The 16,939-nt window shown below is 72.3% G+C and carries 16 protein-coding genes and 2 tRNA genes; 10 read left to right on the top strand and 8 right to left on the bottom strand.

Features of this window, described 5'->3' with window-relative positions:
• The first annotated feature begins 20 nt into the window (after nt 1-20).
• The gene (locus tag A4R25_RS13655; protein WP_064446950.1) at nt 21-755 is read left to right on the top strand and encodes a trans-aconitate 2-methyltransferase; all 735 of its coding nucleotides are present in this window, start codon (nt 21-23) and stop codon (nt 753-755) included.
• A 65-nt stretch (nt 756-820) separates the two neighbouring features.
• Here the strand turns inward: A4R25_RS13655 and A4R25_RS13650 are convergent, their stop codons facing one another.
• Complete coding sequence (locus A4R25_RS13650) at nt 821-1,654, bottom strand: MerR family transcriptional regulator (RefSeq protein WP_064446949.1); 834 nt, start codon at nt 1,652-1,654, stop codon at nt 821-823.
• A gap of 47 nt (nt 1,655-1,701) precedes the next feature.
• The gene (locus A4R25_RS13645) at nt 1,702-2,232 is read right to left on the bottom strand and encodes a kinase (RefSeq protein WP_064446948.1); all 531 of its coding nucleotides are present in this window, start codon (nt 2,230-2,232) and stop codon (nt 1,702-1,704) included.
• A gap of 194 nt (nt 2,233-2,426) precedes the next feature.
• Here A4R25_RS13645 and A4R25_RS13640 point away from each other — a divergent pair, with 194 nt between their 5' ends.
• On the top strand, nt 2,427-3,734 hold the full coding sequence (locus A4R25_RS13640) for a hypothetical protein (protein WP_064446947.1): 1,308 nt from the start codon (nt 2,427-2,429) through the stop codon (nt 3,732-3,734).
• Between the two features lie 195 nt (nt 3,735-3,929).
• On the opposite strand, the gene A4R25_RS13635 is transcribed toward A4R25_RS13640, so the two are convergent.
• A tRNA-Lys gene (locus A4R25_RS13635) sits at nt 3,930-4,005 on the bottom strand.
• A 187-nt stretch (nt 4,006-4,192) separates the two neighbouring features.
• On the opposite strand from A4R25_RS13635, the gene A4R25_RS13630 reads away from it, so the two are divergent.
• The 3 genes from A4R25_RS13630 to A4R25_RS13620 all read left to right on the top strand — a co-directional run bounded on the left by A4R25_RS13630 (nt 4,193) and on the right by A4R25_RS13620 (nt 7,682).
• A complete protein-coding gene (locus tag A4R25_RS13630) occupies nt 4,193-5,470 on the top strand; it encodes an Ig-like domain-containing protein (RefSeq protein WP_064446946.1) in 1,278 nt (425 codons plus the stop codon).
• Nucleotides 5,471-5,631: 161 nt separating this feature from the next.
• The gene (locus A4R25_RS13625) at nt 5,632-6,945 is read left to right on the top strand and encodes an Ig-like domain-containing protein (RefSeq protein WP_064446945.1); all 1,314 of its coding nucleotides are present in this window, start codon (nt 5,632-5,634) and stop codon (nt 6,943-6,945) included.
• A gap of 395 nt (nt 6,946-7,340) precedes the next feature.
• Nucleotides 7,341-7,682: a hypothetical protein gene (locus A4R25_RS13620; protein ID WP_157539065.1), complete on the top strand. Its 342-nt coding sequence runs from the start codon at nt 7,341-7,343 to the stop codon at nt 7,680-7,682.
• A 281-nt stretch (nt 7,683-7,963) separates the two neighbouring features.
• Here the strand turns inward: A4R25_RS13620 and A4R25_RS13615 are convergent.
• Both A4R25_RS13615 and orn read right to left on the bottom strand, forming a co-directional pair.
• A tRNA-His gene (locus tag A4R25_RS13615) sits at nt 7,964-8,036 on the bottom strand.
• A 90-nt stretch (nt 8,037-8,126) separates the two neighbouring features.
• Nucleotides 8,127-8,717: an oligoribonuclease gene (gene orn, locus A4R25_RS13610; RefSeq protein WP_082931010.1), complete on the bottom strand. Its 591-nt coding sequence runs from the start codon at nt 8,715-8,717 to the stop codon at nt 8,127-8,129.
• A 74-nt stretch (nt 8,718-8,791) separates the two neighbouring features.
• Between orn and A4R25_RS13605 the strand changes: the two genes are divergently transcribed.
• Complete coding sequence (locus A4R25_RS13605) at nt 8,792-10,087, top strand: glycosyltransferase 87 family protein (protein ID WP_064446943.1); 1,296 nt, start codon at nt 8,792-8,794, stop codon at nt 10,085-10,087.
• A 100-nt stretch (nt 10,088-10,187) separates the two neighbouring features.
• Here the strand turns inward: A4R25_RS13605 and A4R25_RS13600 are convergent, their stop codons facing one another.
• From A4R25_RS13600 to A4R25_RS13590, 3 genes are all read right to left on the bottom strand, one after another.
• Complete coding sequence (locus A4R25_RS13600) at nt 10,188-11,039, bottom strand: hypothetical protein (RefSeq protein WP_064446942.1); 852 nt, start codon at nt 11,037-11,039, stop codon at nt 10,188-10,190.
• A 140-nt stretch (nt 11,040-11,179) separates the two neighbouring features.
• Entirely contained in the window at nt 11,180-11,914 is a 735-nt protein-coding gene (locus A4R25_RS13595) for a YcnI family protein (RefSeq protein ID WP_064446941.1), read from the bottom strand.
• A gap of 16 nt (nt 11,915-11,930) precedes the next feature.
• Nucleotides 11,931-13,598: a copper resistance CopC/CopD family protein gene (locus tag A4R25_RS13590; RefSeq protein ID WP_064447247.1), complete on the bottom strand. Its 1,668-nt coding sequence runs from the start codon at nt 13,596-13,598 to the stop codon at nt 11,931-11,933.
• Nucleotides 13,599-13,820: 222 nt separating this feature from the next.
• Here A4R25_RS13590 and A4R25_RS13585 point away from each other — a divergent pair, with 222 nt between their 5' ends.
• From A4R25_RS13585 to A4R25_RS13570, 4 genes are read left to right on the top strand one after another with little or no spacing between them, the layout of a single operon-like run.
• The gene (locus A4R25_RS13585; protein ID WP_064446940.1) at nt 13,821-14,408 is read left to right on the top strand and encodes a sigma-70 family RNA polymerase sigma factor; all 588 of its coding nucleotides are present in this window, start codon (nt 13,821-13,823) and stop codon (nt 14,406-14,408) included.
• Nucleotides 14,409-14,438: 30 nt separating this feature from the next.
• Nucleotides 14,439-14,963, top strand: coding sequence for a MauE/DoxX family redox-associated membrane protein (locus A4R25_RS13580; RefSeq protein WP_043326143.1), 525 nt, complete (start codon nt 14,439-14,441; stop codon nt 14,961-14,963).
• A complete protein-coding gene (locus A4R25_RS13575) occupies nt 14,956-15,672 on the top strand; it encodes a thioredoxin domain-containing protein (protein ID WP_043326145.1) in 717 nt (238 codons plus the stop codon). The genes A4R25_RS13580 and A4R25_RS13575 overlap by 8 nt, the downstream gene beginning before the upstream one ends.
• Complete coding sequence (locus A4R25_RS13570) at nt 15,669-16,760, top strand: hypothetical protein (RefSeq protein WP_231915520.1); 1,092 nt, start codon at nt 15,669-15,671, stop codon at nt 16,758-16,760. The genes A4R25_RS13575 and A4R25_RS13570 overlap by 4 nt, the downstream gene beginning before the upstream one ends.
• Nucleotides 16,761-16,939: the final 179 nt, after the last annotated feature.

Below are 16,939 nucleotides of genomic sequence, written 5' to 3'. Positions count from 1 at the left end.
GGAGCCGTATCCTGCTGGTGATGAAGCTCTTCGGTACGGTCGCCGACCTGTACGAGCGCGCGCGGCCCGGCTATCCGCCGGAGATCGCCGAGTCGATCCTCGCCTACCACGGCGGTACCCCGGCCTCAGTGGTCGAGGTCGGCGCGGGCACCGGGAAGGGCACCGACGTGCTGGCCCGCCTCGGCGCGCCGCTGACCTGTGTGGAGCCGGACGCGCGGATGGCGGCCCGGCTGGCCGAGCGGTTCCCGGACGCCCGCGTCGAGGCGACGACGTTCGAGCGGTGGTCGCCGCCGGCCGGCGGGGTGGACGTGCTCGCCTGCGCGATGGCCTGGCACTGGCTGGACGCCGCCACCCGCAACGCCCTGGCCCGACGCGCCCTGGCACCCGGCGGCACGCTCGCCGTCTTCGGGCACCGCTACGACTACGCCGACGCCGGCCAGCAGGCCGCCGTCCGGGCCGCACTGCGATCCGTCGACCCCACCGTCCGGAAGCGGCCCGTCGACTGGTTCCACCGGGACATCCTCGACAGCGGGCAGTTCGACGACGTACGCCGCGAGGTGTTCCGGCGGGAACTGCCGCTGGACAAGGAGCGGTACCTGGCGCTGATGCGCACGTTCGGGCCGTACCTGTCCCGCACCCCCGAGCAGCAGCAGCGCGGGATCGCCGCCCTGGACCGGCTGGTGGACGACTTCGGCGGCACCGTCGTGCTCGACCTGCGGACCACGCTGGTGCTGGGCCGCGCCGATGCTCGGTGACCTGGTGATGACCCGCCGATAGTTGCTGAACCTCAAGCGGCTCGCCGAGTCCGCAGCTCATTCGGTCACGCCGGGCGTCGTTCGACCGGCGCGCTGCTCACCACGCCGTCGGGGCGGACCTCCTGACGCAGACGCGCCAGGTTGACGAACCGGTCGCCGTCGACCGGGGCGGCGTCGAGCAGGCGCAGGACCACAGTGCAGTACTTGGCCATGGTGTTGCGGCCCGGCATGAAGATGGACAACTCGTCGTGGGCGTCCGGCGTCTGCACGAACAGGTCGGCAGGCAGGGACGGCAGCGTCTCCGGGGTGCCCGTCACCGCGACCTTGACCGTCCAGAACGGCCCGGTGCCGTCGAGTACGCGCCGGTCCTGCTCCGGTGTCTCCAGCGCCATCGTCCGCCACGGCTCACCAAGGCAGGTGACGCCTGCCTTCCGTACCGTGGCGACCAGTTCGGCCGTGGCCTCCGTGATGATCTCCTCGGCCCGGTCCCACTCCTGCGCGTCCCGGCCCAGCGGCGTGCCCGGCACGAGCCTCGCCACCACAGTCGTGGCCGGCACGTGCCGCAACCGCGGTGCGGGCTGCGCCTCGAAGACGGCGCGGGCGGCAGCGATCGCGTCCGCCTGAGCCTGACGTTCCCGGCGGACCTCGTCGCTGTGCCGGTCGAGCAGGGCGAGCGCCTGGTCCGGTTCGTCGAGGGCACGCCGGACGAGCTTCACGCTCATTCCGGTGTCCCGCAGCAGCGTGATCAGCATTGCGCGTTCGACCTGCTCGAAGGCGTACGAGCGGTGGCCGGTCCGGTCGTCGACCTCGGCGGGCACGAGCAGCCCTTCGGCGTGGTAGAAGCGCAGCGCCTGCGGCGACAGGTGACACATCTGGCTGAACTCGCTGATCGACAACATGATCCCAGCCTGCCCCCTTCAGTAACCGCAAGGGCAAGCGCCGCCGCCTAATGCTGGGGCAGCCCGGCGGCGGCCGCGATCGCCTCGACCGCCTGCTCCAAGCCGGTGCGCTCCGGGAGGACGAGTTCGCCGGGCCAGCCCAGGATGTCGTGCGCGGCGTACCAGTCGCTCATCTGCTCGGCGGTGAACTCACCGGCCTGCGGGCGGGTCAGATGCCGGCGCAGCGTCTCGGCCAGCGACACGTCGAGGTAGCAGAACAGCGACCGCCCCCGGTGGCCGTCCCGCAGCGAGGTCAGCATGTCGCGGTAGCGGCCGGTGTACAGGATGCCCTCCAGGACCACGTGGTAGCCGTGGTCGAGCGCGAACCGGACCGTCTGCTCGATCAACGCGGGGGCGACGCCGCCGGGCTTGTCCCGTTCGAGCAGGACGATGCGGCGCAGGTAGTCCTGCTCGACGAGGGCGCATCCCCGGCCGTGCCGGTGTCGTAGCTCGCGGGCGATGCTGCTCTTGCCCGAGCCGGAGTTGCCCCTGATGCAGACGAGGACCGTGTCCGGGCTCCCGGTGGTCTCAGCGGACACAGCGCCTCCCTGGCCTCAGGCGCCGCTAACGGATGGGGTCAGGGCGGCGCTCCGAACAGCGGACTCGTGGGGGCCACGGCCTCGGTGCTCCGCTGCCCAAGCTATGCCAGATGCGCTCAGCACGTGGAATTCTGAGGGCCAGCCCGGAGCGGGGCTGGCGGACTAGTCTGTCGCCGGGAAGCTGGGGGTGGACGATGACTGACGACCACAAGGCGGTCGTTCCGGTGTGGACGCTCGCTACCGGGGACATCCGGGTGCCCGCACTGGTCGGGGACGAGCCGATGACGGCTGAGCGATTGGCTGAACTGCGCGGTGTGCTGGCGGTTCTGGCAGACAAGCCGATCGCCACGCTTGAGGTACATCCCCTGCCCGGGACGCTCGACCGCAGCCGCGGTATCCCGCTCGATGCCGCAAGTCCCCTTGCGCATCACCTGTCACAGCTCATCTCGCAATCGGCGAGGAGTTCCTCGGTGGCGGGCGCGACGAGCGCCGCCGGTGAGGGCCTGTATCGCATGGTGATTCCGGCCAAGGTCGCCGCCCAGTTCGGACAGGGCCTCGTTTGCCCGATGGCGGCCAAGGGCACGGCTGGCGGTATCCGCAGTGCACTGGTGAACTCGTCGGGCATCGCCGCCCACGCAACATTCGTGCCGGTCGGCAAGGCGGCGGCGACAGGCGCAGTCGGTGGATCCGCTGCGACAGCTGGCGTCGCTGTCGCCGGTAGCGCGGCGCTCACGGTGGCCGCGCCGCTCGTGCTCATGGCCGTGGCCGTGGGGATGAGCGCCAACGCCGACCACAAGCGCCAGCAGGCCATCGAACGCATCACCGAACTGCTGGAACAGCTGCAGGAACAGAAGCTCGACGATGAGCGCAACGAACTCGACGGCTGCCGCGACACCATCGACAAAGCCGCCGCGATCCTGCTCGACCAGGGCAAGCTCGGTGTATCACTCGGGCTGGACTCGGCGGTGCACGCCATCAACAAGGCGCTGGCCGCCGCGGACCGCCGCCTCACCGGATGGCAGAGCGCGCTGGACAAGCTGCCTGGCGGGAAGGCCGTCGACCTCGGCACGCTGACCAAGTCGTTCCCGGGCGTCGATGAAGACGGCGGCACGTTCCGCGCCCACCTCGAACTCGCCGCCTTGGCCATTGCGCTGAAGCAGCGGGTCATTGTCCTGCAGGCCGTAGAGCATGCCCAGATGGACCCCGACAACCTGTACGAGAGCTTCGCCCGCGCTCTCAAGGCCGATCAGCAGCGCCTCGACAAACTGGAGTCGGGCATCGCGGGTGTCCTCGAACGCCTGTCGGCGCTGGAGCTGACACGCCCCAACAGTCTGCTGCCCGTGCTGACGAACAGCGAGGTCGACCGCCTGATGCGCGCGGCGAATCGCGTACACAGGCTGCGCGACAGCAGCATGGTCAACAACCGCCAGGCAGATGTGGCGATCGAGATCGCCCGCAGCAGGGACGGCTCGGTGGTCGTATTCCCCGCGCTGCCCGCATAGGCGCGGTTGGTCGAGCCGCTCCGCCGCCCGGCCGGCCACGCTTCGGTGGAACGTCATGGGTGCCTCCGGGCCCGTTTGACACCCATGGTGTTCCACCCACGGGCGTCGCCCCGGCGCGCGCCCGACCCGCCGGTCGGCGACGTACGCGAAAAAGGCCCCGACCGGCGTGTAACGCCTGCTCAGGGCCTTGCTCGTTGGTGCGCCGCCAGGGACTCGAACCCCGAACCCGCGGATTAAGAGTCCGCTGCTCTGCCAGTTGAGCTAGCGGCGCTCGCTGACAACGGGAAGAAGATTAGCACGCCCGCGGAGCCGGGTTCCAATCCGATACCGGGGTCCCCCCTTCGGTCGAGCTTAACCGGCGAAAGCGACTAAAACGGTCAGACTGTTCAGCGCCGGGGCGGGTCAGATGGCGTCGATACGGCACGATGTCCGCCAGGCATGTGAGGACAGGGGTGGGCATGGGCAGGTTCTCGCGGGCCGGGGCGACGGTGGGCGCCCTGGTCCTCACGGCGTCGCTGGCACTGACCGGGTGCGGCGGCGGCGACGAGGGGAAGAAGCCGGCGTTCGAGCCCGGCCAGCAGCAGGTCGGCGGCGTCTCGGCCTCGGCGCCCGCCGACCCGAGCGCCGCCCCGACCGGCGGCGCCCCCGCGGCGGCGCTGACTGTCAGCCCGGCCGACGGCGCGGCGAGCCGGCCGGTCAGCACCGAGATCAGCGCCCGCATCCCGGGCGGCGGCACCGTGTCGAAGGTGGTGCTCGCCACCGCCGACGGCACCGCCGTCGCCGGACGGATGCGACGGGACGGGTCCAGCTGGGTGCCGTCGGCCGCGCTGAAGTACGGCACGAAGTACACCGCCACCGTCACCGGCGCCGGCAAGGACGGCCAGACGTACGAGGGCACCAGCACGTTCACCACGATGGCCAAGCCGAAGTCGATGATCGGCTCCGGGCTCTACCTGTTCAGCGACAAGACGTACGGCGTGGCCATGCCGGTGGTCGCCGAGTTCTCCCCGGGCATCCCGAAGAAGGACCGGGCCGCGGTGCAGAAGCGGATGTTCGTGCAGACGGACCCGCCGCAGCCCGGCGCCTGGCACTGGGTCGACAACGGCACCCAGGCGTACTACCGCGCCCCGGAGTACTGGAAGACCGGCACCACGATCACCGTACGGCTGGCGCTGGCCGGAATCCCGCTGAGCAACGGCCGCTACGGCAACATCGACCGGAGCGCCACCGCGAAGATCGGCCGCGCGTTCGAGATGACCGTCGACAACGCGACGAAGCGGATGACGGTCTCCGAGAACGGCACGGTGATCCGTACGCTGCCGGTGAGCCTAGGCAAGAAGAGCACCCCCTCCTCCAGCGGCACGATGGTGGTGATGGAGAAGAAGGAGTCCACCGTCTTCGACACCCGCAGCGAGCCGGACCCGGCCAACCGCTACGTCACCGAGATCGACTTCGCCCAGCGGATCACCTGGGGCGGCGAGTACATCCACGCCGCGCCCTGGTCCGAGGGCGTGCAGGGGCGCCGGAACGTCTCGCACGGCTGCGTCAACGTGTCGATGGCCGACGGGCGGTGGCTGTTCGGCAAGACGCTCGTCGGTGATCCGATCACGGTGAAGGGCACCGAGCGGCGCCTCGCCCCGGGCAACGGCTGGACCGCCTGGAGCTTGAGCTGGTCGGAGTTCGTCGCCGGCAGCGCGCTGCCGGTGCCGGAGGGCGGGCAGCCCGCCCCGTTCTGACCGGCGTACCGTGGTCGGACACGCCACCTCCGACGAAGCGCCGGGCGGCCGTGGAATCGTTACATCCCGGCGGGGTGTTCCGGTTCACGCCCGGCAACGCGTAAGCGCTCCGGCGCGTCTGACCTGAGACGACGCCGAACGGCATCACTTGTGAGGGAATCATGCGAGCTGGCCAGGACGAACCGATCAGGGGCGGGAGCGCCCCGCGCGTCGGCCGCCGCCGCGCGCTGGCGGCCGGGGTGCTCGCCGCCGCGTTGGCCCTGACCTCCGCCTGCACCGGCGGCGGTGGCGGCAAGCCGTCGAGCTGGCAGGGCGGCGGCGACGGTGGCGAGAAGGCCCCGAAGGCCGCCGCCACGATCAGCGAGCCCGCCGCCGACGCCAAGGACGTGCCCGCCTCCACCGCCATCGTCTTCACCACGACCGAGGCGCAGGAGACAACGGTCGAGGTGAAGGACTCCACCGGCAAGGCCGTCGACGGCGCGGTCGCCGCGGACGGCAAGAGCTGGCTGCCGGCCGGCGCCCTGGAGTACGGGCAGACGTACACCGCGACCGTGACGGCGACCGGCGACGACGGCAAGCCCGCGACCGCCACCAGCACGTTCACCACCATGGCGAAGCCGGCCAAGCAGGTCCGGGTCACCAGCTTCCTCGGCGACAACCAGGTCGTCGGCGTGGCCATGCCGCTGATCGTGAAGTTCGGCCGGGCCATCCCGGAGGACTACCGCGACGACGTGCAGCGCCGGATGATCGTCACCGCCAAGCCGGCCCAGGAGGGCATCTGGCACTGGGTGAGCCCGACCGAGGTGCGCTACCGGCCCAAGACGTTCTGGAAGCCGAACAGCACCGTCAGCTACAAGGTGCAGGCGGGCGGGCTGCCGCTCGGCGGCGGCTGGTACGGCCGGTCCGACCTCACCGTCGACGTCAAGATCGGTCCGTCGTTCGTGATGACGGTCGACAACCGCACCAAGCGGATGACAGTCACCCGCGACGGCAAGGTGGTCAAGACCATCCCGGTGAGCCTCGGCAAGAAGAGCACCCCCTCGTCCAGCGGCACGATGGTGGTGATGGAGAAGCTCCGGCACACGGTCTTCGACACCATGGAGGAGCTGGGCCCGGAGGAGGGCTACCGCACCGAGATCGACTACGCCCAGCGGCTCACCTGGGGCGGCGAGTTCATCCACGCCGCGCCCTGGTCCGAGGGCGTGCAGGGCCGGTCGAACGTGTCGCACGGCTGCGTCAACGTCTCGATGAAGGAAGGCAACTGGCTGTTCGCCAACACCCGCATCGGTGACCCGATCACGGTGAAGGGCACCGAGCGCAAGCTCCAGAACGGCAACGGCTGGACCGACTGGAACATGAGCTGGGAGGAGTACGTCAAGGGCAGCGCCCTGCCGTACGAGCCGCCGGCCGCCGACACCCCGGACCCCGACACCACGCCGGACGCCGGTACGCCCAGCGTCGAGCCGACCCCCTGACCTCGCGCACACGACGAAGCCCCCTCCGGAAGGAGGGGGCTTCGTCGTGAGGAGACACACAGGCCATGTCTTGTCGGGACCGCGCTCGTTCCCCTCATGGCCGGGCGCGCCATGGACCTTCCGTCAGCCGGTCGTTGAGGTGGTCAGATGAGCAGCGCGGCCTGGCTCGACGAGTCGATGCGTCAACGGCCCGACCGCAGCGGCATCTACGTGCTCGCAGCGGCGGTGATACAGACCGGCGAGGTCGAGATGGTCAGGTTCGACGCTGCCAGGCTGGCTCCGACGCCCCGGGCCCGCGTTCACTACCGGGACGCGACCGACGGCGAACGGCGCAAGATGGTCCAGGCCGTGGCGTCCATGACTGCAGCGGTCATGTGGTGGTCATGGGAACCGGCATGGACAGCTCCCGGCAGGAACGCGCCCGGCGGCTGTGCATGGAGCAGATGTTGTGGCAACTCGACCGGGCAGGCGTGGAACACGCGAGCATCGAGACCCGCACGGCGTCGCTCAACGCCAAGGACACCGCTGCCATTGCTCAGTTCAAGCGGCGGCGGATCATCTCAGGACGGATCAAGATTGACTTCGTGCGGCCGTACGGACCGCAGAGTGATCCGCTGCTGTGGCTGCCGGACATCGTTGCCGGCGCGGTCAGCAGCGCACACGGCTCAGCTCATGGGCAACAGCTGCTCGCTCCGCTGACGCCCACACTGAGGATGTCCGAGATCGAGCTGCACTGACTGTGAACATGCGCGGGGCCGAGGTCCCGGTCTGCCCCGGGAGTCCTCGGCCCGACTTCCGACCACATCCGCGGACTGATCGGCTCTATGTACCACCCCAGTGTAGGCGTGCTTCTCCGGGCAGGAAGCACATCGCGTCGATTTCCAGCCGGAGTTCGAACGCCTTCCGCAGGGGAGACGCGCACTGGCGGGGCCACGACTCCCCTGCGGTGCCCCTGAAACGACTCACGCCCCCTCGGAGGAGGGGGCGTGATCAGGCAGTGGAGCAGATCCACTATCGGGGTGACTGATGGGAATTGAACCCACGACAACCGGGACCACAACCCGGTGCTCTGCCAACTGAGCTACAGCCACCATGCTCGCCGCTTGCGGTTGCCCGGGCGGTGCGCGGACTAATAATAGCCACACTCCGGCCGACCCCGTCCACCGGGTTCGGCGCGGGCGTCAGAGCTGGGCGGCGATCGCCTTCGCGGCCTCGACGTCCGGGCCCGGCAGCGGCACGAACACGGTCCGCCGGTAGTACTCCAGCTCGCGGATGCTCTCCCGGATGTCGGCGAGCGCCCGGTGGGCCAGACCCTTCTGCGGCTGCCCGAAGTACACCCGCGGGTACCAGCGCCGGCACAGCTCCTTGATCGACGAAACGTCGATCATCCGGTAGTGCAGGTGGGCGTCGAGCCGGGTCATGTCGCGGGCCAGGAAGCCCCGGTCGGTGGCGATCGAGTTGCCGCACAGCGGCGCGGTACGTGGGTCCTTCACGTAGCTGGTCACGTAGTCGAGCACCATGTCCTCGGCCTCGGCCAGGGTGACCGTGGAGCGGCGCACCTCCTCGGTGAGCCCGGACTTGGCGTGCATGCTGCGCACGATCTCCGGCATGCCGTCGAGCACCTCGTCGTCGGCGTGGATCACCACGTCGACGCCGTCACCGAGCACGTTGAGATCGGGATCGGTGACCAGCGCCGCGACCTCGATCAGCGCGTCCCGCCGCAGGTCCAGCCCGGTCATCTCACAGTCGATCCAGACGAGAAGATCAGCCACCGGAACAGACTACGCGCCGCCGACCCGCCCGCGCCTCGGCACGGTGGCCGACGTGGACCGCTAGGGTTTCCTGCGTGCCAGCCGAACCCGCCGCCCCACCCGCCGTCGCCCGCGGCGACGTGGGCGCGCGTACGGTCCGGCGGGTCGTAACGGTGCTGGCGCTGGTCGCGATCCTGCCGGCGCTCTACCTGCCCAACCTGCGCCACGACTACTACGACCAGAAGATCTACATGTCGGCGATGGACTGGTGGGCGGCCGGGCATCCGCTCTACGACTACGTCCAGCCGGACCGGGTGCAGGGCGCGCTCTACTTCACCTATCCGCCGTTCGCGGCGCTGCTGCTGCTGCCGTTCGGCTATCTGCGGCTCGGCGTCGCGGTCGCCACGTTCGTGGTGCTGACAGTGGCCGCCGTGGTGGTGACGACCCGCTGGCTGGTGCTGCCGGTGCTGCGGCGGCACGACCTGCCGCGCGGGTTCGGGCTGACGGTCGCCGTGCTGCTGGTGCTGGCGGTGGAGAGCACCCGGGAGACGCTCACGCTCGGGCAGATCAACATGCTGCTGGTGGTGCTGATCCTGGCCGACCTGCTGTTCGCCGTACCCCAGGGGCGACGCTGGGCCGGCGTGGGCGTGGGACTGGCCGCGGCGCTCAAGCTCTTCCCCGGCATCTTCGTCCTCTACCTGCTGGTCGCCCGCAAGTGGCGGGCGGCGGCGGTGGCGACGGCGACCGCGGCGGCGGCCACGTTGCTGGCGGCGGCGGTCGCGCCCGGTGACTCGTGGCGGTTCTGGACCCACGAGCTGTGGGCCACCGACCGGGTGGGCCGCACCGACTACACCGGCAACCAGTCGCTGTTCGGGCTGCTCAGCCGCCTGTCCGCGTCGGCCGAGGCGGACCGGCTGCTGTGGCTGCTGCTCGCGCTGGCGGTGGCCGCGTTCGGCCTGTGGCGCGCGGCGCGGGCGGCGCGCGCCGGGGACGCGCTGGTGGGGCTCACAGTGACCGGCCTGGTGGGCGGGCTGGTCAGCCCGATCACCTGGATCCACCACCTCTACTGGTTCATCCCCGCCGTGGTGGTGCTCGTCGACGCGGCGCTGGACGCGGATCCGGCGACGCCGGCCGGGGCGCGCCGCCGGGGCGGGCTGTTCGCGCTGGCCGCCGTGGTCGGCCTGCCGATCGTGTACGGCCTGGTGACGTTCCAGGACTGGGGCACCGCCATCGTGCACACGGACGATCCGGTCGACTTTGTCGTCCGCAACGTGTACGTGCTGCTCAGCCTGCTGTTGCTGGTGGTGCTCCCGATCCGCCACCACCGGGACGAACCTCAGATAACACGGACTGAACGGACACACCTCGCAACAAACGGCGATCAGCGCTAATCTGGTCTCAACTACCTCAGATTTCTCCCAGGTAGCACCGATCCCCCGGTGAGGACGGCCCTCCGCGTCGGCAGCGCGGAGGGCCGTTCGGTTCTTCCGGTCAGTCCTGGTCGTCCGGGCACCGGCCGGGCGGCGGGGCGATCGCCGCGCGGGTCCGCCCGTGGGCGCCCGAGCCCACCGCCACCAGATGCCGTTCGGGCCGCGACGCCGGACCCGGCTGCCGGCCCAGCCCGCTCAGCGAGGTGACGCCGAGGCGCCCGGCCAGCACCGGCACCTGGTCCGGCTCGACCACGAAGACCACCTCACGCGGCCGCAGCGGCCGCAGCAGCACCACCACGGCGAGGACCACCAGCAGCGTTCCGCCGGTCAGCAGCGCCCACGCCAGCCCGGGGAACCAGCCGGCCCGCAGCTCGCCCCGCATCCGCAGGTCGAGCCCGTCGGCGCCGTCCACGCGCATCACGACCAGGCTCAACGACCGGCCACCCAGCTCGGGCGGACTCCACTCCAGCGAGCCGATGCCCTCGCGTACCCAGAAGGGCTGGGCCAGCGGCACGGCGACGCCGTCGCCGGCGGTGGCCGGGTCGAGATCGACCGGAAGCGGGCCCCGGGTGACGGCGACGCGGCGCACGGTGCTGTGCGGGACGTCGGCCAGCCACCGCCGCACCTCGTCGGCCGGGGCGAGGCCGAGGAAGACCGGGCCGTGGTCGTCCCGCGCGGTGAGGTGCAGCCGGGCCTGCCCGGTGCGCGCCACCGGCAGGTCGGTGCGCAGCAGCGCGTCCACGTCGGTCACCAGCACCACGCGGGCGGGCGTGCGGACCGGCTCGAACCGGGCGCCGAAACCGCCGTCCGGGTCGGCGTGCCCGGCCGCGAGCCAGAGGCCGGCGCCGGCCAGCAGGGCCGGAACCCCCAGCGCCAGCAGCACCATGCCGGCGATCGTGCGTGCGAAACGCATTCGCGTCGTCCCTCTCGGTAGCCAACTACCCGCCAGACCTTACCGACGCGGGTCGGCCGATCGCCGGATATCGGCGGCACCCGGCCGGGACGGCGACCGGCCCGGCGGATCGTTCCGCCGGGCCGGTGCGTCGCTCGCGTTCAGGACTTCGCCGCGGGCTCCCGCCGGGTACGCGCGAACGCCAGACCGCCGAGGACCAGGCCGGCCAGTCCGGCGACCAGACCGGCCACCCCGAGGGCGGTCGCCGCGCCGGAGCCGGCGTCGTCGTCATCGTCGTCGGCCGCCGCGGCGGCCGACGCGCTCGCGCCCGGCGAGGCGGGCGCGTTCTCGGCGGCGGCCAGCTTGAGCACCGGCGCCGGGTTCTCCGGCTCCTCCGCGCCCGGCGTCGGCTCCTCGATCCACCGGGAGACGTTGCCGTCGGAGTACGTCTGGAGCACCTTGAACACCATCGTGTCGACCTGCGGCAGCGGGCCCATCGACACCGGGAACTCCTGGAACTCGCCCGGCTTCACGCCGCCGTTCGGCGCCGCGGTGAAGGTGAGCTTCGACACCGCCTCGGTGAGCTGGCTGCCGTGCACCTCGATCGGCGGGTCGACCTTGCGCTTCTCCACCGCCACCGTCCAGCCCGGCACCGGCATCGTGGACACCGAACCGACGGGTGCGTTCTCCGGCAGGTTCACCTCGACCTTGACCGTCGACGCCGTGTCGCTCTCGTTCGGCACCCGGAAGGCGAACCGGCCGTAGCCGCCCTGCTTGCCCTCGGCCGGGTTGATCGTGACGTGCGCCGAGGCCGGCCCGGCCAGGCCGAGCACGGTCGTGGCGACGGCGGTCAGGGTCAGCGCGGCGACGGTCGCGGAGCGCCGGAGACGGATCATCAGTGGGACCTTCCCGTTACTTGATCGGCACGGTGGCGGTCACCGTGGCCTGGTCGATGTCGGACGTGCGGACGGTGATGCGCAACTGCCAGTCACCACGGGCCGGCAGGTTGACCTCCCCGGTGGCGTGGTTGTCGCTCAACGGCAGCAGCGGGACCGTGATCGGCTCGATCCCGGCCGACGGCAGGGCGGCGGTGACCTTCCACTCCTGCACCGGCTGCGGCCGGTTGTCCGGGGTGTAGGCGTACAGGTGCATCGAGTTGTTGCCGGTCTCGGCCGGGTCCAGCTCGACCTGCAGCGAGTAGATCGGGCTGCTCAGCGTGGTGGAGAAGTAGCCGGGCGAGGCGCCCGGCGCGTCCGCGACGGCGGTCCGCGCCGGTGTGGTCTGCACGAGCGTCGCCGACACGCCCAGCACCACCGCCGTGATCACCAGCTCGGCCACCACCGCCCGCCGCATCGAGCCCGGCCGTCCGGCGGCGACGCGCCGCCGCACCAGCGCCCGGGAGTACGCGGCCACGCCGATCACCAGCGCGAACAGCGCGATCTTGGCGAGCAGCAGCTGCCCGTACGTGGTGTCGATCAGGGCCTGGAGGCTGGCCACCTCGATCAGCCCCTGCACGGTGCCGGCCAGCAGCAGCGCGGCCACCGCGAGCGCCGCCCAGCGGGACCAGATCGGCAGGATCGCGTCCAGCTCGCGCTCGTCGGCCCGGCGCAGCAGGAACACCGCGAGCATCACCAGGCCGCCGAGCCAGACCGCCATGGCGCCCAGGTGCACCGCGTCCACCACCACCGACACGGCCGGGGCCGGCGAGGCCGCCGCGTGCCCGGCGAGCGGCCAGGTGAACAGCGCGGCGCCGCCGAGAACGGCGAGGATGATCCCGTCGGTGCGGCCGACCGGGCCGGCGAACAGCGGCCGGAGCAGGAACGCCGCCGCGGCGATCAGGCCCAGCCGGACCAGGTGGGTCGTGCCGTACGCGCTGCCGAGCACGTCGCCGAGCCCGGAGCCGGTCACGTCGAACAGGCCGCCGCCGTTGACGTAGGGCACCTGGAGCCAGATCTCGGCCAGCGTCGCCACCGCCAGCACGCCCAGCCCGGTCCAGGCCAGCCGGGCCGGGCCGCGGCGGGACAGCCGGCGCGGCCAGAGCGCGGCCAGCACCAGCGCCGGGCCGACGAGCAGCAGCAACCCGGCGTAGCCGGCGTACTTCGCCACCTTCACCGCGGTCTCGGTCACCGGGTTCGCCCGGTTGTCGGTGCCGCTGTCCGTCGGCGGCTCGGACGGCGCGCCGACGGAGTAGGTGAAGGCGCCGGAGACCGGGTGACTGTCCGCCGAGATGACCCGGTAACTCACCAGATAGGTGCCGCGCCCCGCGCCGGGGTCCACCGGGATGGTGACCTCGGCGCCCTGGAACGTCGGCTCGCCCCGGTCGGCCCGCGAGCCGTCGGGGGCGATCACGCGGACCTTCCCGGGCACCTTGCGGACGCTCTCGCTGAAGGTGATCACCACCTGCGCGGGCGCGTCGGGCACCACGGCGGAGGCGGCCGGGCTGCTGCTCACCAGCACCGCGTGGGCGCTGGCCGGGGTGGCCGGGACGAGCAGCAGGGCGACCAGCAGGAGCAGCAGCCCGGCGACGGCCCCGGATCGGGCGGCGACGGCCCGGGACGGGCGGCGTACGGCAGCAGTCATGACCGCCATGGTTCCCGAACCGGAGCCGATCCGGCGAGCCGGTCCCGGGCGGGCGTGACCGAGCGCCCACCCGGCGCGGCGGCGCGCGCCACGCCGGGCCTGCTCGGAGGTCATGGGAGGGTAGTCGGACGGCGGCGGGAAAAAGTTCCCGGCGTGTGCGGGACCACGGAATGGGCCGAAGGACCCTGTCCCCTCCAGGTACGCCGCGTAACCTCGGGTGACGTGATCCCCGGCTCGCGTGACACCGCCGACGACCGCCCCGAGGCGGCCGCCGAGGCTGTCCGGGACACGGCCACCGGCTGGGCGCTCGCCGCCCGCGACGGGGACCGCGACGCGCAGGCCGCCCTCGTCCGGGCCACCCAGGCCGAGGTGTGGCGCTTCGCCGCCGCGCTCGTCGACCCGGACAGCGCGGACGACCTGACCCAGGAGACGTACCTGCGGGCGTTCCGGGCGCTGCCCGGCTTCGAGGGGCGCTCCAGCGTGCGTACCTGGCTGCTCGGCATCGCCCGCCGGGCCTGCGCCGACCACCTGCGCACGGTGGTACGCCGCCGGCGGCTCGACGCGCGGCTCGCCGCCCAGGCCGCCACCGACCGCCCCTACCCGGACCCGGCCGGTCAGCTCGGCGCCACCGACCTGGTCCGCCGGCTACCGGCCGAGCGGCGCTCCGCGTTCGTGCTCACCCAGTTGCTCGGCCTGTCCTACGCCGAGGCCGCCGACGTGGAGGGGGTGCCGGTGGGCACCATCCGCTCCCGGGTGGCCCGCGCCCGGGACGAACTGGTCGGCGCCGTCGGCGACACGATGACCGGATAGCGGGAACCTTTCGTGACGCTCGGACGACGAATGACTGTGACCCCCTCCCCCTCCCCGGCCGGCCGCTGGCAGACCCTGCGCCCCTGGCTCGGCGTCGCCGCCCGCCTCGGACTGGCCGCCGTCTGGCTGATCGCCGGCGGCACCAAGGTCGGCGATCTCGCCGCCTCCGGCCGGGCCGTCAACGCCTACCAGGTGATGCCGTACGAGCTGGCCACCGTGATCGGCGCGGCGCTGCCCTTCGTCGAGCTGGCCCTGGGTCTGCTGCTTCTCGCCGGGCTGGCCACCCGGGTCAGCGCCGGGATCTCGGCGGTGCTGCTCGTGGTCTTCATCGCCGGCATCGCCTCGGCCTGGGCGCGCGGCCTGGCCATCGACTGCGGGTGCTTCGGCAGCGGCGGCCAGCTCGCCGCCGGCGAGACACCCAGTTACCTCCCGGAGATCCTCCGGGACCTGGGGTTCCTGGCGCTTGCCGGGTTCCTGCTGATCTGGCCCCGCACGCCGTTCTCGGTGGACGGCTGGCTGGCCGGCGACGACACCGTGGAGGACACCGATGAGTAGCCGCAAGGGCCGCAGGGACGCGGCGCGGGTGGTACGCGAGCAGATCGCCCGGGAGAAGCGCCGCAAGCGCACGCTCTGGACCACGATCGCCGCCGTACTGGTGCTGGTCATCGCCGGTGGCATCGGCTGGGCCGTCTACTCCAGCCAGAAGTCGGACGACTTCACCGCGCCGCCCGGCGCGAACGACGCCGGCACCGGCATCGTCCAGGGCACCGGGCCGGTCACCATCGACCTGTACGAGGACTACCTCTGCCCGGCCTGCAAGCAGTTCCAGCAGATCAACGGCGAGACGCTCAACCAGCTCGTCACCGAGGGCAAGGCCAAGCTGGTGTTCCACCCGGTCGCCTTCCTCAACCGCTTCTCCACCACCGAGTACTCCACCCGCTCCTCGGCCGCCTCCGGCTGCGCGGCGCAGGGCGGCAAGTTCCGCGAGTTCACCGACCAGCTCTTCGCCAAGCAGCCGCCGGAGGGCGGCGCCGGGCTCAGCAACGACGAGCTGGTCGACATCGGCGCGGGCGTCGGGCTGAACCGGGACGAGTTCGCGTCCTGCGTCTCCGACGGCACGTACCGGTCGTGGACCGAGCACGTCACCGACGAGGCGAGCAAGGCCGGCGTGACCGGGACCCCGACCATCAAGATCAACGGAAGTGAGCTGCGGGACCGCAGCCCCGAGGGGATCAGGGCAGCGGTGGAGGCGGCCGGGAAGTGATCCCCGCACCCCTGCGCCGGGCCGCGCTGGTGTTCACCGGCGCGGCCGTCGCCCTGCTCACGTTCGCCGCGCCGGCCGCCGCGCACGGCGCGGACGCGCCCGACGGCACCGACTACCGCGCCACGATCACCGGCGTCGAGCCCGACCGCCCCGGGCTCAGCGCCCGCATGGTGGAGGCCGGCGCACGGCTGGAGCTGACGAACGACACCGGCGCCGACGTCACGGTGATGGGCTACTCCGGCGAGCCGTACCTGCGCGTCGGCCCGGGCGGCGTGTACGAGAACGTCCACTCCCCCGCCACGTACCTGAACCGGACGCTGGCCGGCGAGACCCGGCTGCCGGCCGAGGCGAACCCGGCCGCCGCGCCGGACTGGCGGCGGATCGACGACGGGCCCACCGCCCGCTGGCACGACCAGCGCACGCTGTGGCGGGAGGACGCGCCGCCGGCCGCCGTCGCCGCCGACCCGGACCGGGAACATCGGGTACGCGACTGGGCGGTGCCGCTGCGCGCCGGTGACACCACCGGAGCCGTACGCGGCACACTGGACTGGGTGCCGCCGCCCGACCCGTACCCCTGGTGGGTGGCCGCCACGCTCGGCTTCCTGGTGATCGGCGCAGCCGGGCTGGCGCCGGGCGGCACGACCGCCGGGGTACGGGCGCTGCGCGGCGTGGGCGCGCTGCTCGCCCTGGGTGGCGCGGCGACAGTGGCGCTCACCGTCGCCCGGGCGTTCGACACCGGCACCCCGGGCCTCGGCGGAATGCTCGCCGAACTGTTCACCGGGCAGGTGTGGACGCTGCTCACCGGCCTCGGCGCGCTCGCCGCGGGCGGGTACGCGCTGGCCCGCCGCCCGGCCGCCGACTTCGTGCTGGCGCTGGCCGGCGCGTGCCTGACGGTGTTCGCCGGGGTGACGAACCTCGCCGCGCTGTCCCGCGCGATCCCCCCGGCCGCCGGCCCGCCGGTCCTGGTGCGGGTGCTGGTGGTGGTCGGCCTGGCGACGGGAGCCGGCGCGGTCGCGGCGGGCCTGTTGCGCCTGCGCACCGCAGCAAGAGCAGCCCGCCCCACCCCCCACCCAACCCCCACGCCCTGACCATCTGCGAGCGCCGGGCAGCCCAAGTGGAACACCACGGGTGTCAAACCCCCCTCGACACACCCATCACGTTCCACTCCCGCCGCACTCACCCCCCCCGGGCGGCGCGATCTTGCAGTTGCCGCCCCGGGCGCGCGGCTTTTGCCCGGAATGCCCGGGCGGAAAGTGCAAGATCGCGG

It is taken from the genome of Micromonospora sp. NBRC 110037 (assembly GCF_001652995.1).
GTDB classification, from domain to species: Bacteria; Actinomycetota; Actinomycetes; order Mycobacteriales; family Micromonosporaceae; genus Micromonospora; species Micromonospora chalcea.
This window is presented reverse-complemented; position numbering and strand designations above follow the sequence as displayed.